This window comes from Rhodococcus sp. 7Tela_A2 (assembly GCF_049311045.1).
In the GTDB taxonomy this organism is placed as follows: Bacteria; Actinomycetota; Actinomycetes; order Mycobacteriales; family Mycobacteriaceae; genus Rhodococcus.
Genome location: NZ_JAXION010000052.1, coordinates 1 through 14,908 on the forward strand (window position 1 = coordinate 1; position 14,908 = coordinate 14,908).

12 protein-coding genes and 1 pseudogene are annotated in these 14,908 nt (G+C 67.1%); 2 read left to right on the forward strand and 11 right to left on the reverse strand.

Features of this window, described 5'->3' with window-relative positions:
- Positions 1 to 83: 83 nt before the first annotated feature.
- Genes TVH25_RS11625 through thyX form a run of 3 tightly spaced genes read right to left on the reverse strand, consistent with a single transcriptional unit; the run spans position 84 to position 3,617 of the window.
- Positions 84 to 1,895, reverse strand: a complete 1,812-nt coding sequence (locus TVH25_RS11625; RefSeq protein WP_169620617.1) for a ribonuclease J — start codon at positions 1,893 to 1,895, stop codon at positions 84 to 86.
- The gene (gene dapA, locus TVH25_RS11630) at positions 1,896 to 2,801 is read right to left on the reverse strand and encodes a 4-hydroxy-tetrahydrodipicolinate synthase (protein WP_169620616.1); all 906 of its coding nucleotides are present in this window, start codon (positions 2,799 to 2,801) and stop codon (positions 1,896 to 1,898) included.
- Between the two features lie 60 nt (positions 2,802 to 2,861).
- Positions 2,862 to 3,617 carry an FAD-dependent thymidylate synthase gene (gene thyX, locus TVH25_RS11635; protein ID WP_296550889.1) on the reverse strand — a complete coding sequence of 252 codons (756 nt, stop codon included), beginning with the start codon at positions 3,615 to 3,617 and terminating at the stop codon, positions 2,862 to 2,864.
- Positions 3,618 to 3,761: 144 nt separating this feature from the next.
- Here thyX and TVH25_RS11640 point away from each other — a divergent pair, with 144 nt between their 5' ends.
- Both TVH25_RS11640 and TVH25_RS11645 read left to right on the forward strand, forming a co-directional pair.
- A complete protein-coding gene (locus tag TVH25_RS11640; protein ID WP_169620614.1) occupies positions 3,762 to 4,286 on the forward strand; it encodes a toxin-antitoxin system HicB family antitoxin in 525 nt (174 codons plus the stop codon).
- 63 nt (positions 4,287 to 4,349) lie between these two features.
- On the forward strand, positions 4,350 to 4,790 hold the full coding sequence (locus TVH25_RS11645; protein ID WP_296550888.1) for an SRPBCC family protein: 441 nt from the start codon (positions 4,350 to 4,352) through the stop codon (positions 4,788 to 4,790).
- Here TVH25_RS11645 and TVH25_RS11650 read toward each other — a convergent pair.
- The 8 genes and pseudogenes from TVH25_RS11650 to TVH25_RS11685 form a co-directional block, all read right to left on the reverse strand.
- Positions 4,781 to 5,301: pseudogene (locus tag TVH25_RS11650) on the reverse strand (flavodoxin family protein). The gene TVH25_RS11645 and the pseudogene TVH25_RS11650 sit on opposite strands and share 10 nt — an antisense overlap.
- 49 nt (positions 5,302 to 5,350) lie before the next feature.
- Positions 5,351 to 5,824, reverse strand: a complete 474-nt coding sequence (locus TVH25_RS11655; protein WP_169620611.1) for a hypothetical protein — start codon at positions 5,822 to 5,824, stop codon at positions 5,351 to 5,353.
- A complete protein-coding gene (gene dapB, locus TVH25_RS11660) occupies positions 5,821 to 6,576 on the reverse strand; it encodes a 4-hydroxy-tetrahydrodipicolinate reductase (RefSeq protein WP_422424219.1) in 756 nt (251 codons plus the stop codon). Before dapB ends, TVH25_RS11655 begins: the two co-directional genes overlap by 4 nt.
- 115 nt (positions 6,577 to 6,691) lie before the next feature.
- Entirely contained in the window at positions 6,692 to 8,029 is a 1,338-nt protein-coding gene (locus TVH25_RS11665; protein WP_296550885.1) for a M16 family metallopeptidase, read from the reverse strand.
- Positions 8,030 to 8,121: 92 nt separating this feature from the next.
- Positions 8,122 to 8,850 carry a respiratory nitrate reductase subunit gamma gene (narI, locus tag TVH25_RS11670; RefSeq protein ID WP_169620608.1) on the reverse strand — a complete coding sequence of 243 codons (729 nt, stop codon included), beginning with the start codon at positions 8,848 to 8,850 and terminating at the stop codon, positions 8,122 to 8,124.
- A gap of 3 nt (positions 8,851 to 8,853) precedes the next feature.
- On the reverse strand, positions 8,854 to 9,537 hold the full coding sequence (narJ, locus tag TVH25_RS11675; protein ID WP_422424216.1) for a nitrate reductase molybdenum cofactor assembly chaperone: 684 nt from the start codon (positions 9,535 to 9,537) through the stop codon (positions 8,854 to 8,856).
- Complete coding sequence (gene narH / locus TVH25_RS11680; protein ID WP_169652403.1) at positions 9,534 to 11,207, reverse strand: nitrate reductase subunit beta; 1,674 nt, start codon at positions 11,205 to 11,207, stop codon at positions 9,534 to 9,536. The genes narJ and narH overlap by 4 nt, the downstream gene beginning before the upstream one ends.
- A 34-nt stretch (positions 11,208 to 11,241) precedes the next feature.
- The gene (locus TVH25_RS11685; RefSeq protein WP_422424220.1) at positions 11,242 to 14,895 is read right to left on the reverse strand and encodes a nitrate reductase subunit alpha; all 3,654 of its coding nucleotides are present in this window, start codon (positions 14,893 to 14,895) and stop codon (positions 11,242 to 11,244) included.
- Positions 14,896 to 14,908: the final 13 nt, after the last annotated feature.

Genomic DNA, 14,908 nt, shown 5'->3' on the forward strand with positions numbered 1-14,908 from the left:
CCCCACACCCCCCCCCCGGGGCCGGCCCCCCGCCCGCCCCCCGGCCCCCCGCGAATATGCCTGGTCGGGCGGTCCGAACTATGTCAGGACACAGCGATGACGGTCGGCACGATCATGGGGCGACGGCGGTACGTGTCGGCCACCCACCTGCCCACTACGCGCCGGATACCCTGCGCGATGCGGTGCGTCTCCGTGACGCCTTCGGCCGCAAGCTCGCTGAGGGTCTTGTCGACGAGCTGGGCGGCTTCGGTGAGCGCGGTCGGGTCGTCGGAGAACCCTCGGCCGGAGACCTCGGGTGTGCTCACGGCGCGGCCGGTGGTCGCGTCCACCGCGACCGAGATGGAAATGAATCCACCTTCGCCGAGGACGAGACGGTCCGACAGTGTCGATTCGCCGACATCGCCGACCGACAATCCGTCGACGTACACGTAGCCCACCGGAACGCGGCCCACGATCTCGGCGAGACCGTCGACCATATCGACGACGACGCCGTCCTCGGCGAGGACGATTCGTTCCTTGGGCACGCCTGTGGCTTCGGCCAGTGCGGCGTTGGCGCGCAGGTGCCGCCATTCGCCGTGAACCGGCATCGCGTTCGTCGGCCGCACCGCGTTGTACAGATACAGCAGTTCGCCCGCGGACGCGTGGCCGGACACGTGCACCTTCGCGTTCTGCTGCGTCACGACCGTCGCGCCGCGCTTGGCGAGACCGTTGACCACGGCGAACACGGAGTTCTCGTTGCCGGGGATCAGCGACGACGCGAGCACTACGAGGTCGTCGGCGCGGATGTTGATCTGGCGGTGTTCCCCGCGCGCCATGCGCGACAAGGCCGACAGCGGCTCACCCTGCGAGCCGGTGGACACCAGAACGACCCGGTTGTCGGGCAACGACGCCGCGGCGTTCAGATCGACCTCGACGCCGTCGGGAACGTGGAGATACCCCAGGTCCTGCGCGATCTGCATGTTGCGCACCATGGAGCGCCCGACGAAGGCGACCCGACGGTTGTAGCGGTGTGCGACGTCGACGACCTGCTGGATCCGGTGCACGTGGCTCGCGAACGACGCCACGATGACCCGGTTGTTGGCCTTGCCGATGACGTTGTCGAGCACCCCGCCGATCTCGCGTTCGGGGGTGACGAATCCGGGGACCTCGGCGTTCGTGGAGTCGACGAGGAAGAGGTCGACACCTTCGTCGCCCAGTCGGGAGAACCCGGCCAGGTCGGTCAGCCGGTTGTCGAGCGGCAACTGGTCGAGCTTGATGTCACCGGTGTGCAGCACGAGACCGGCCGACGTCCGGATCGCGACCGCGAGTGCATCGGGAATCGAGTGGTTGACGGCGAAGTACTCGCACTCGAACGGGCCGTGATCGGTGCGTTCGCCCTCGGTGACCTCGACGAGGCGGGGCCGTTGCCGGTGCTCGCGGCACTTCGCAGCAACAAGCGCGAGAGTGAACTTCGAGCCGACGACCGGGATGTCGGGACGCAGACGCAGCAGGAACGGGACGGCACCGATGTGGTCTTCGTGACCGTGGGTGAGAACGATCGCCTCGACGTCGTCCATCCGGTTCTCGATGTGCCGGAAGTCCGGAAGGATCAGGTCGACGCCCGGCTGCTGGTCTTCCGGGAAGAGCACGCCACAGTCCACGATCAGCAGACGGCCCTGGTGCTCGAAGACGGTCATGTTGCGGCCGATTTCGCCGATGCCGCCGAGAGCGACGATCCGCAGACCGTTCTTGGGCGCCTTGGGAGGGGTCCCGAGGCGTGCGGTGGGATCGACCGGCGGACGCGGGTCGGGACGCTGCGCCGATGCCGAGTTCTGGACGATGCGGCGCTGCGGCCGCGACGCCGGCGGGCCGGCGTTACGGGTGGCGCGGCCACGACTACTGGTGGGACGACTCATTTACAGAACCCCTGCTGCTTGAAGATCGGCCGCGAGGGCGTCGATCTGGGCCGATACCGGTGCGACCTGCGGAAGGCGCGGCTCGCCGACATCGATACCCAGCAGTCTCAGCCCTGCTTTGGAAGCGCTGACACCACCGAGTCGAGCGACCGCGCGGTAGATCGGCACCATGGACAGATTGATCGTGCGGGCCAGTTCGAGATCGCCTGCTTCGAAGGCGGTGTGCAGTTCGCGCAACCGGCCGGGCACGAGATGACCGATGACACTCACGAATCCCACAGCACCCACCGACAACCACGGCAGGTTCAGCGGGTCGTCACCGGAGTAGAACTTCAGATCGGTCGTGCCGATCAGTTCGGCTCCCGCATTGAGGTCACCCTTCGCATCCTTCACGGCCACGATCCGCGGGTGCTCGGCGAGCAACCGCAGCGTGTCCGTTTCGATGGGCACCACAGAGCGTGGCGGAATGTCGTAGAGCATGACGGGAAGGTCGGTGGCATCGGCCACCGCCACGAAGTGCGCGTAGAGACCGGCCTGCGGCGGCCGGGAGTAATACGGGGTCACGACCAGCAGGCCGTGCGCGCCGGCGCGCGCGGCATCGCGGGCGAGTTCGGCGCTGTGCGCGGTGTCGTTGCTTCCGGCACCGGCGATAATCTTCGCGCGATCGCCGACAGAAGCGAGAACAGCCCGCATCAGTTCGAGCTTCTCGTTCTCGGTGGTGGTAGGCGACTCGCCGGTGGTACCGGCGAGTACCAGCGCGTCGCAGCCACCCTCGACGAGGTAGTTCGCAAGACGCACACCCGCGTCCACGTCGAGCTTGCCGTCGGCAGTGAACGGGGTCACCATCGCAGTGGCGACGGTGCCGAACGGGAGCTCGACAGCAGTTGCGGATTCACCGTTGGTCATGGTCAGAAGGCTACCGCGTGGGGATACAGGTCCGACACACGCCCGCCTCCGCCGGGTGGGTCAGCGGTCTGCGGCAAAGGTGGGAGCGGCGATTTCGCTGCCGTCGGGCAACGCCGTGATCGTGAAGTCGGAGAACGCGTTCGGCGCCGCATCGGTGAGTTGCCGCAGGCATTCGACGGCGAGCCGCCGGATTTCCACATCGGCGTGCTCGGTCGCGCGCATCGCGATGAAGTGCCGCCACGACCGGTAGTTGCCGGTGACCACGATGCGGGTCTCGGTGGCGTTGGGGAGCACCGCTCGCGCCGCTTCCCGCACCTGCTTCGCCCGCAGGGGCCCGGGAGGCAGATGCGCCATCTTCTCGTCGAGTGCGTCGAGCAGTTCCACGTACGCCTCGCGGCTGCGCCGGGTGGCGGCGAAGAACAGTTCCTCGAGATGAGGATCGCCCGCGATCGCGGGAGGAACGACGACCGGAGCATCGCCGTCCGCGACGAAACGCTGGGACAGCTGGGAGAACGAGAAGTGCCGATGCCGGATCAGTTCGTGGGTGCACGAACGGGAGATTCCGGTGATGTAGAAGGTGACCGAGGCGTGCTCGAGTACCGACAGGTGGCCCACGGTCAGCAGGTGCCGCAGATATCCGGTGTTGGTCGCGGTCCGCGGGTTCGGCTTCGACCAGCTCTGATAACACGCACGTCCGGCGAACTCGGCGAGCGCTTCCCCTCCGTCGGCGTCGGTTTCCCAAGGGATGTCGTCCGGCGGCAGGAATTCGGTCTTTGCGACGAGCCTGACCTTCAGGTTTGCGGGTTCGGGAATCATGCGCGTCTCCTCCCGGTGCGTGATCGCACCCTAGCGACCCGGAGCCTCCGCGCGCTCACCGCCACCTCGATGACGCCACCACGACAGCACTCGTGGCGTCATAGGCCTGTTGACTGATGTCACGCATGGCGTCACACTGACGGCATGAACATCGACACCTATACCGCGGCGATCACCGACGCCGTCGTCAACGCCGCCGAACTCGGCGACGAACAGACCCGCCGTACCGCAGCGGCCCTCTCCGCCGCTCTCGCCGCGCCGGCCCGGCTGGCCGTTCTCAGTGCGCTGTCGGATATGGCCGGGGAAATCAGCAAGCAGTTGGACGACCACACCGTCACGGTTCGGCTCGACGGCACGGAAGCCGTCGTGGATGTGCGCAGCGATGCCACGCCGCACACCGACTCGCCGTCGCAGACCTTCGAGGAGATGACCGGAGACATCAGCCGGGTCACCCTGCGTCTCGTCGAACAGATCAAATCCCGCGCCGAGGAAGCGGCCGCGCAGAGCGGTGTCTCGCTCAACTCCTGGGTGGCGCAGGCCGTGCAGGGCGCACTGAAGGATCAGAAGCGGTATCAGAAGCGCGCCGAAGAGTGGCGCCGGCAAGGCACCACACCCACCGCTCCCCCGGCGCCGGCTCCCCGAGAGGACGAAGACGGCGATACGGCCTGAAAACCCCTCCCGTGCGGTAGATTCCCGACGCACCGAACGCGGGAACGAGAGGACACCGAACCGATGGCCGTGAGCAGCACCAGAAGCTTCGAGATCAAGGCGACACCGGAGCAGGTGATGGCGGCTATCGCAGCGGTGGACCGGTTGCCCGAGTGGTCGTCGACGCACAAGAAGGTCGTTGTCGAGTCCACCTACCCGGACGGCCGCCCGCACCGGGTGCGCATGACCGTCTCGGTCATCGGACTCACCGACGAGCAGGTCGTCGACTACACCTGGGACGGCGACCGGTCGATGTCCTGGACGCTCGTCGAGAGCACGCAGCAGAACCAGCAGGACGGTGCCTACACACTCACACCGTCGGGCGGAGCGACCGAGGTCGGTTTCAGCCTGACCATCGATCCGAAGATTCCGGTCCCCGGGTTCCTCGTCCGGCGCGCCGAGAAGACGGCGATCGAGACAGCCGGCAAAGGCCTGACGAAGTTCGTCGAGGAGAACTACCGCTGACGCGGGCAGCCCTCACTCCTGTCGGCCAGAGTCACCGCAACCGTCCCACCGAGCTCGTAACAGCGTTCGCGGACCTGCGCGTCGATCGGTCCGGTGATCTCCAGGTCGGCAGCCACCTGCGTCAGCCCCATCCCCGTGACCAGTTTGCGCACCGCCGGCCCCCCCCCCCCCGGGGGGGGGGGCGGGGGTTGCCGCGGACCCACATGCCGTACGGGCGGCCCGCAACGGCGTCCAGACACGGGTAGTACACGGTGTCGAAGAAGTGTTTGAGCGCGCCCGACATGTATCCGAAGTTCGCGGGAGTACCGAACAGGTAACCGTCGGCCGCAAGCACGTCCGGGACGGTCGCGCCGAGGGCGGGCACCACACGCACCGTCACCCCGTCGATGTCGGGGTCGTTCGCCCCCGCCAGCACCGCTTCGAGCAGCTCGCGCGTCGCCGGAGACGGCGTGTGGTGGACGACGAGCAGCGTCCGGTCCGTGGCGTCGGTTCGTTCGGGTTGTTCGGTCACAGGCGAAGACTACGACGGGGACGTTGGCCGAGCCGCGATACCGCGCCCGCTACGTCGTGCTGTCGCGTTCTGCTTTTTCGAGGGCAACCGCCCGGCGCATCGTCTCGCGGGCACGGCCCCGGTCGCCCGCATAGTCGTAGGCGCGCGCCAGCCGGTAGGAGTTCCGCCAATTGTCGGGATCGGCTTCCCATTCCCGTTTGACGGTCTCGAACAGGGCGTCCGCCGCGTCGCGGTCGATCTTTCCGGACGGCCGTCGCGGAAGGTCGGTGACATCGAGTTCGAGACCTTCCTCGTGGATGCGCTGCGCAAGCTGCTGGTGCTGCCAGCCCGCACGCAGACTGGCGTACACGATCCAGACTCCGACGAGCGGGAGCAGCAACACGCCGATACCCAGCCCGACCGCGGCGACGCCGCCGGACCGGACGAGTTCGACTCCGCGGCTGCCGAGCAACACGAAGTAGAAGGCGAGCGCGGCGACGATGAACGCGATCGGTACGAGGACCTTGACGAGATCTTTTTTCACAGGTCGAGGAGGGGGTCGATGCCCAGCGTCAGGCCGGGACGGGAAGCGATCTCGCGGACTGCGAGGAGTACGCCCGGTGCGAACGAGGAACGGTCGATGGAATCGTGGCGGATCGTCAGCGTCTCACCCTGGGTTCCCAGCAACACCTCCTGGTGCGCGACCAGCCCGGCGAGACGCACCGAGTGCACCCGCACCCCGTCGACGTCGGCGCCGCGCGCACCGTCGAGTTCGGTGGTCGTGGCATCGGGGCTGCGTCCCACGCCTGCGGCGGCACGTGCCTCGGCGATGAGTTCCGCGGTGCGGTAGGCGGTGCCGGACGGCGCATCGGCCTTGTTGGGATGATGCAGTTCGATGACCTCGACGGAGTCGAAGAATCGGGCGGCGGCCTGCGCGAAGCGCATCGACAGCACCGCGCCGATCGCGAAGTTGGGAGCGATGAGCACACCGACGCCGGGCTGATCGGCGAGGCGGCTGCGGACCTGCGCGAGGCGGTCGTCGTCGAAGCCGGTGGTGCCCACGACGGCGTGGATGCCGTGGTCGATCAGGAACTGCAGGTTGCCCATGACCACGTCGGGGTGCGTGAAATCCACGACGACCTGCGTGCCGGAGGTCACGAAGTCGTCGAGGCTGTCGCCTCGGTCCACCGCTGCGACGAGTTCGAGGTCGGGGGCCGCCTCGACTGCCGCGCAGATGGCCTGGCCGACTTTGCCCTTGGCCCCGAGCACACCCACCCGAACTGCTGCTGCGTTCACTTTGCCGTCCACGACCTTCCCGTCACGTCTTTCCGAGGAAAGCGTACGCAACCGGGGTTGTGGTCTGCACGGGTGGTCACCGCGACGGCGCAGGTGACCGGCAGGCGGAACAGGGTCAGCCGACGATGTCGCGCACCGCGGCGGGGAGATCCCGCGGGCGCCGGTACGGCCCGACCACCGCGGCCGCGAACGGACGGTGCAGTAGTTCGGCTGCGACCTCACGCACCTGTTCCGACGACACGGTCGCGATGCGCTCGAGGGTCTCGGTGAGGCTCCAGTGCCGGCCGTAGTTCAGCTCGCTGCGTCCGATGCGGTGCATCCGCGCCCCGGTGTCTTCGAGACCGAGGACCAGACCACCGCGCAACGAGCCTTTGGCGCGAGCGCATTCCGCGTCGGTGATGCCGTCCTTCGCGACGGCGCCGAGCACCTCGCGGATCACGGCCGCGACCTCGGAGAGATTCTCGGGCTGGCACCCGGCGTACACGGAGAACGCGCCGGTGTCGGCGAAGGTGTCGATACCGGAGTAGACGGAGTACGCCAGACCCCGCTTCTCGCGCACCTCCTGGAACAACCGTGAGCTCAACCCGCCGCCGATCGCGGCGTTGAGCACCGACAGTGCCCAGCGGCGGTCGTCGTGCCGGCCGAAGGAACGAACGCCGAGCGAGAGGTGCGACTGCTCGCCGTCGTGCTCGGTGATGCTCAGGGTGGGTGTGGTGCGCAGTTCGAGCCGGCCTTCCCGGCGCGGCACCGGCCCGCCTGTGCCGTCCAGGTGCCCGGCGAAGGCGCGGCGGACGAGTTCGACGGTGTGCTCGTGGTCGACGTTGCCGGCGACCGCGACGACCATCCGCTGCGGGGTGTACCTGCGCACGTGGAAGGAGTGCAGCTGAGCGCGGGTCATCGCCTCGATGGAGTCGACGGAACCGATGATGGGACGGCCGATGGGGTGATCTCCGTACAGCGCGGTCAGGAAGGAGTCACCGAGGAGATCCTCGGGATCGTCGTCGCGCATCGAGATCTCCTCGAGGACGACCTGCCGTTCGACGTCCACGTCGGCGCTGCGGCACCGGCCCCGTAACACCACGTCGGCGACGACGTCGACTGCGAGCGGAAGATCGTCGTCGAGGACGTGCGCGTAGTAGCAGGTGTGTTCCTTGCTGGTGAACGCGTTGAGTTCGCCGCCCGCCCCGTCGATGAGCTCCGCGATGTCGAGGGCCGTGCGCGTCGGGGTGGATTTGAACAGCAGGTGCTCGAGAAAGTGTGCCGCGCCGGCGACGGACGGTTGTTCGTCGCGGGAGCCGATTCCGACCCACACGCCGACCGCCGCCGATCGCACGCCCGGCACGTGCTCGGTGACCACTCGCACGCCTCCGGGCAGAACGGTGCGGCGAACGCCGGAATCCACTGCGGGGGCGGAAGCGGTATCGGAAGGAGAAACGTGCCGGGTGGGAGCCATGTGTGAGTTCTACGGTCCTGCGGTCGGGGTCCGGCACATACGTCCGGGAACGGAACATCACACGATACATGCGCGGGCGGATCCGGCGACGGTCACCAACCGCGGCGCCGGGGCTGGGAGCCGACCAGCTGACCCTCTCGCGCCTCTCCCCTGCTCCGGTAGACGATGTACGGGCGGAACAGATATCCCACCGGTGCGCTGAATGCGTGGACGAGCCGGGTGAACGGCCAGATCGCGAACAGCACCAGACCGATCAGGGTGTGGATCTGGAACGACACCGGCGCCTCGACGAGGAGTTCGCCGCGTGGCTGCAGGATCCAGATGGACCGGAACCACGGCGATACGGTGTCGCGGTAATTGTGTTCGCCGACCACTCCCGCGCCCATGAGGGTGGTGGCGAGACCCGCGACGATCGCGGCGACCAGGACTACGTACATGACCTTGTCGTTGAGGGTGGTCGCGGAGTACACCGGGCCGTTGGTACGCCGGCGGTAGATGAGCAGGCACACCCCGATGAGGGTCGCGGCGCCGGCGATGGTCCCGAGCACGAGAGCTTGGACGTGGTACGCGTGCTGGCTGATCCCTATCGCGTACGTCCACTGTTTCGGGATCAGCAAGCCGATGACGTGGCCGATGATCACCACCAGAATGCCGAAATGGAACAGCGGACTGCCGATGCGCAGCAGCCTGCTCTCGTAGAGCTGTGACGAGCGGGTGGTCCAGCCGAACTTGTCGTATCGGTACCGCCACCACGTGCCGACGATCAGGATCGCGAGTGTCACGTACGGCACGATGTCCCAGAAGATTGCACCCGCGCTCATCGTTTACGGCCCTTCTCGTCGGTCGTGGGCGTCCCGGCGTGGCGGAACGGTCAGGGTGAACGGCTGCAGGCCGATCGCCTCGGCCGGAGGTCCGGCGTGCATCAGCCGGCGGGCCCGTTGTTCCTGGGCCTCGTCCACAGGAGGCAGCGTGGCGCACACCGCGGCGACGGTGTCCGCGTACGGCGAATCGTCGCCGACCAGCGCGCGATGCAGGACGTCGATCGGTACCCGGTGCGCGACGAGCAGCCGTTCTCCCGCCTCGGGTGCGACGGTGGCCGCGAACTCGAGGACCACCGGGAGGTGGTCGGGCGCCTCGCCGACCGGAGGTTCGGCGCCCGCCTCCCGATAGGTCTGCACGAACGCGTGGATTTCCGATCCCCGGTTGCGTGTGTCTCCCGCGGTCCAGTAGGTCAGGTACATCGTCGAGCGCCGACGCAGGTCGAACGTGTCGACATACGCCTGGGCCGCATCGAGCAGGCTGCTACGACGCAGGTACGCGGCGGTCCGGGTGAGCCGGCCGCGCGCGGGCTCGTCGATGTGGTCGACGAGTGCCTCGACGGTGTCGAGACGCTCCGCCATCTGCTCGTCCGGATACGCCAGCAGCAACGAGGCCGCCTGGTGGACGAGCCGGGTCTGCAACCGGCGAGCGGGATCCTCTCGGCGTGACGCCCGCCGGAACAATGTCACCGCCGCTCCTCGCCGTCGCCGGGCCAGGCACCCGGGAACAGACCCGTGGGCGCTCCTTTGCCGTCCCAGTTCAGCAGATTGACGCGGGAGGGCTCGCGCTCGTTGACCGCGAGGCCTTCCGTGGTCTGTCGCTCTGCGAGCGCGTGGAACGTTTCCACCGCGACCGGGACGGGTCCGCCGCTCGACTCACCGAAGGGCCCGGACTCGTACATTCCCGGTCCACCGTCGAACGACAGAGAGCAGTCCGTGGCGGATTCCTCGAGCTTGTGTCCTTCGGTCGCATAGGCCGTCGGGATCACGTAGCGCTCTTCGTACTTGGCGAGGGCGAGCAACCGGTACATCTCGTAGATCTGCTCCTCCGTCATGCCCACGGACTCCGGGATATGCGGCTGGGTGTCGCGACCGAGGTTGATGTCGCGCATATACGACCGCATCGCGGCGAGCCGTTGCAGGACGGCTTCCACGGACGCGGTGTCCCCCGCTGTGAACAGCTCCGCGAGGTAGCGGATGGGAATGCGCAACGACTCGAGTGCTCCGAACAGGTTTCCGAGATCTTCCCCGTCGTGACCGTCGCGGCTGACCGCGTCGACGACCGGCGACAGCGGCGGCACGTACCAGACCATCGGCATGGTCCGGTACTCCGGATGCAAGGGCAGCGCGACCTTGTAGACGTTGATCAGCGAGTAGATCGGTGACTTCTGTGCGCCGGCGATCCAGTCGTCGGAAATCCCTTCGGCCCGGGCCCCCGCGATGACCTCCGGATCGTGGGGGTCGAGCAGGACCTGACGCTGGGCTTCGTAGAGATCCTGTTCGTTCTCCACCGCCGCCGCGTCGAGCACCCGGTCGGCGTCGTAGAACACCAGCCCGATGTAGCGCAGACGCCCGACGCAGGTTTCGGCACACACCGTCGGTAGCCCGACCTCGATGCGGGGATAACAGAACGTGCACTTCTCGGCTTTGCCGGTCTTGTGATTGAAATAGACCTTCTTGTACGGGCATCCGGAGATGCACATCCGCCAGCCGCGGCACCGGTCCTGGTCGACGAGGACGATGCCGTCCTCCGAGCGCTTGTAGATCGCTCCGGACGGGCACGACGCGACACACGACGGGTTGAGGCAGTGCTCGCAGATCCGGGGCAGGTAGAACATGAACGTCTCTTCGAGCGACGTCTTGACCTCTTCGTTGATCTTAGCCAGGATCGGGTCGTCCGGAACGATCTCGGGCGAGCCCGCCAGGTTGTCGTCCCAGTTGGCCGACCACTCCACTTTCATCGGTTCGCCGCTGAGGAGACTGCGCGGTCGCGCCACCGGGATGTTCTCCCCCGCAGGGGCGTTGGTGAGGGTCTCGTAGTCGTACGTCCACGGTTCGTAGTAGTCGTCGATCGACGGCATCTTGGGGTTGGAGAAGATCCGGCTGAGCTTGTGGAGGCGGCCGCCGTCGCGCAGCCGAATCCTGCCCTTCTTGTCCCTGATCCAGCCGCCGCGCCACTTGTCCTGATCCTCGTAGGTGCGGGGGTACCCCTGACCCGGACGGGTCTCCACGTTGTTGAACCAGACGTACTCGGTTCCGGAACGGTTGGTCCAGGTCTGTTTACAGGTCACCGAGCACGTGTGACACCCGATGCACTTGTCGAGGTTCATGACCATCGCCATCTGTGCCATGACCTTCATGAGTGCCCCCGTCCGTGGGGTCCGATGGTGTACATCAGTACGTCACCTCCTGAGACCGGCGGCGCACGACCGTGACTTCGTCGCGCTGGTTGCCGGTCGGTCCGAGATAGTTGAAGGCATACGAGGTCTGGGCGTAGCCGCCCGCCAGATGACTCGGTTTCATCAGGATCCGCGTGATCGAATTGTGGATCCCGCCACGCTTTCCGGTGGTTTCGGTGAGCGGGACATCGATGACGCGTTCCTGCGCGTGGTAGACGAACACCACGCCCTCGGGCATGCGCTGCGACACGATGGCCCGGCACACCACCACGCCGTTGCGGTTCACGGCCTCGATCCAGTCGTTGTCGCGCACCGAGATCTTCGCCGCGTCCGCCGGACTCATCCACATCGTCGGTCCGCCGCGCGAGAGCGAGAGCATGAACAGGTTGTCCTGATACTCCGAGTGGATCGACCATTTCGAATGCGGGGTCAGGTATCTCACCGTCAGCCCCACTCCGTCACCGGTACCGAGGGATGTCTCACCGAACAGACGGTTCATGTCCAGCGGGGGCCGGTAGGTCGGAAGTTGCTCGCCCATCTCCTCGATCCAGTCGTGGTCGAGGTAGAAGTGCATCCGGCCGGTGAGGGTGTGGAACGGTTTGAGTTCCTCGATGTTGGTGGTGAAGGGTGCGTAGCGGCGACCACCTGTTTCGCTGCCCGACCATTCCGGGCTCGTGACCACCGGTACCGGCCGGGCCTGCGTGTCGGCGTAGGTGATCCGGCGTTCCTCACTGCCTTCGGCGAGGTGGACGAGCCTGCGCCCGGTTCGCTTCTCGAGTTCGCGATACCCCTGCACGGCGAGCCGGCCGTTCGACGCCCCGGACAGCGCGAGAATCACGTCGCACATCCGTTCCGCAGTGGTGATCGCCGGGCGCCCGGCGGCGGCACCGGAATCCATGACGCCGAACTTGACGGCGAGTTCGGCGACCTCCTGGTCGGGGTGGGTGGTCACCCCCTTGGTGGTCAGCCCTGCCGACTCCGCGAGCGGCCCGAGCGTGGCCCACTTGTCGGCGACGGCGGTGTAATCCCGCTCGACGACCACGAGAGGCCCCATGGTCTTCCCCGGGATGGGCACTTCACCGGTTTTCCTCCAGTCGTTCTCCGTTCCACCGGGATACGCCATCGCACCGGGCGTGTCGTGCTGGAGCGTCCCCATCACCACATCGGTCCGCGTCCCCAGATGCGTGCGTGCCAGGGCGCTGAACGCCTTCGCGACCGCACCGAACGCCTCGTAGTCCGAGCGGGTCTCCCAGGGAGGATCGATCGCGGGACTGAACGCGTGCACGTAGGGGTGCATGTCGGTACTCGACAGGTCGCCCTTCTCGTACCAGGTCGCCGCGGGCAGCACGACATCCGAGAACAGCGTCGTCGACGTCATCCGGAAGTCGATGGACATGAGCATGTCGAGTTTGCCGCCGGGGACGTCCTCCGGCCAGGCGACGTCGTTCGGACGCAGATCCGGCGTGGCCTTCGCACCCTGAGTGTTCGAGTCGGTACCCAGCAGATGCTGCAGGAAGTACTCGTTGCCCTTGCTGGAGGAGCCGAGAAGATTCGAGCGCCACACACTCAGCACGCGCGGCCAGTTACGCGGCGACCCGGGATCGGTGACGGCGAGTTTCACCGTCCCCTGGGCAAGTTGCTCGGCGACATACTCGGGGATGTCGCGACCGGCCGCACGGGCCTCGTCCGCCAGATCGTGTGTGTTGCGGTCGAACTGGGGATAGAACGGCGACCATCCCATCGCGACGGCCGACGCCATCACGTCCATGGTGTGCTTGTCCCGGAAGCGCCCCCGCGACAGCGGGCTCGAGAGGGCGTCCGCCCGGTACCCGTCGTACTTCCACTGGTCGGTGTGCACGTACCAGTACGAGGTGCCCGCCATCTGACGAGGTGGCCTGCTCCAGTCGGTGGCCATCGCCATCGTGGCCCACCCGGTGGCGGTTCGGCACTTCTCCTGCCCGACGTAGTGCGCCCAGCCGCCGCCGTTGCGTCCCATCGCTCCGGTCAGGAGCAGCAGGGACAGCACGGCCCGGTAGGTCGCGTCGCCGTGGAACCACTGGCAGATTCCGGCTCCCATGATGATCATGGAGCGCCCGCCCGATTCCTCGGAGTTTCGCGCGAGTTCCCGGGCCACCCGGATCGCTTGCGCCGCAGACACTCCGGTGATCGATTCCTGCCACGCCGGCGTGTAGGGCGTCGACGGATCGTCATACCCGGTCGGCCACTGCCCGGGCAGATTCAACTCTGCCCGCTGCACGCCGTATTGGGCGAGCATCAGGTCGAACACCGTGCAGACCAGGTGCTCACCCACCCGGCGGACCGGCACACCGCGCTCGAGGCTTCCGCCCCGACCGTCGATCGTGTCGAAACTCGGCAGATGCACGGCGAGGACCTCCGCTGCGCCGCCGGCCGGCGGTGCCACCGTGAGGGCGGGCGACAGGTCACCCAGTTCGAGGTTCCACTTGCCGATACCCTCCTCGCCGTAGCGGAATCCGAGGGAACCGTGAGGAACCGTCACGCTGTCGGTGGCGCTGTCGAGCAGCACGGGCTTGAACGCGGCGTTCTCCACGTCCTGCCCGAGGTCGGCCGCGGTGAGGTTCTTGCCCGCCACCCACTTTCCGCCGCGCTCTTCGAGTTTCACCAGGAAGGGCAGATCGGTGTACTGCGCGGAGAAGTCCGTGAAGAAAGGTACGGGCTTCTCGACGTAGCACTCGCGCAGCAGGACGTGGCCCATCGCCATCGCCAGGGCACCGTCGGTTCCGGCAGCACACGGCATCCACTCGTCCGCGAACTTCGTGTTGTCCGCGTAGTCCGGGCTGATCGCGACAACCTTGGTCCCGCGGTACCGCACCTCCGTCATCCAGTGTGCGTCGGGGGTACGGGTCACCGGGACGTTGGAACCCCACATCAACAGGTACGACGCGTCCCACCAGTCGCCCGATTCGGGGACGTCGGTCTGGTCCCCGAAGACCTGCGGGGAGGCGACCGGCAGGTCCGCGTACCAGTCGTAGAACGAGGTCATGGCGCCACCGACCAGTTCGACGAACCGGGAACCGGCTGCGTGCGACACCATCGACATGGCGGGAATCGGGGAGAAACCGGCGATGCGGTCGGGCCCGTACTCCTTGATGGTGTGCACGTGGGACGCGGCGACCATTTCGGTGGCTTCGGCCCAGGTGACCCGCACCAGCCCGCCCTTGCCTCGCGCACGCTGGTACCGGCGCCGGCGTTCCGGGTCGTTCTGAATGTCCGCCCACGCCAGTACCGGATCACCGAGACGCTGTTTGGCCTCGCGATACATCTCGACGAGAACTCCGCGCGCGTACGGGTACCGCACCCGTGTCGGAGAGTAGGTGTACCAGGAGAAGGCCGCTCCTCGGGGGCAACCGCGCGGTTCGTACTCGGGGCGGTCCGCTCCCACCGTGGGATAGTCCGTCTCCTGGGTTTCCCAGGTGATGATCCCGTCCTTGACGTAGATCTTCCACGAGCACGAACCGGTGCAGTTCACGCCGTGTGTCGATCGCACCACCTTGTCGTGGCTCCACCGGTCGCGGTAGAAGATGTCACCTGCTCTGCCGCCCTGGTGCGTGATGCTGCGGGTGTCGGCGGATTCTTCGCCACGCGTGAAGAACCGGCCGCTGCGGACCATCAGTTCCTCGAGC

Coding starts and splice junctions, on each gene's coding strand:
- TVH25_RS11665 (WP_296550885.1), bottom strand. CDS start 8,029: ATGGCTCCCACCCGGCACGTTTCTCCTTCCGATACCGCTTCCGCCCCC.
- narI (WP_169620608.1), bottom strand. CDS start 8,850: ATGAGCGCGGGTGCAATCTTCTGGGACATCGTGCCGTACGTGACACTC.
- TVH25_RS11625 (WP_169620617.1), bottom strand. CDS start 1,895: ATGAGTCGTCCCACCAGTAGTCGTGGCCGCGCCACCCGTAACGCCGGC.
- TVH25_RS11645 (WP_296550888.1), top strand. CDS start 4,350: ATGGCCGTGAGCAGCACCAGAAGCTTCGAGATCAAGGCGACACCGGAG.
- thyX (WP_296550889.1), bottom strand. CDS start 3,617: ATGATTCCCGAACCCGCAAACCTGAAGGTCAGGCTCGTCGCAAAGACC.
- TVH25_RS11640 (WP_169620614.1), top strand. CDS start 3,762: ATGAACATCGACACCTATACCGCGGCGATCACCGACGCCGTCGTCAAC.
- narH (WP_169652403.1), bottom strand. CDS start 11,207: ATGAAGGTCATGGCACAGATGGCGATGGTCATGAACCTCGACAAGTGC.
- TVH25_RS11685 (WP_422424220.1), bottom strand. CDS start 14,895: ATGGTCCGCAGCGGCCGGTTCTTCACGCGTGGCGAAGAATCCGCCGAC.
- dapA (WP_169620616.1), bottom strand. CDS start 2,801: ATGACCAACGGTGAATCCGCAACTGCTGTCGAGCTCCCGTTCGGCACC.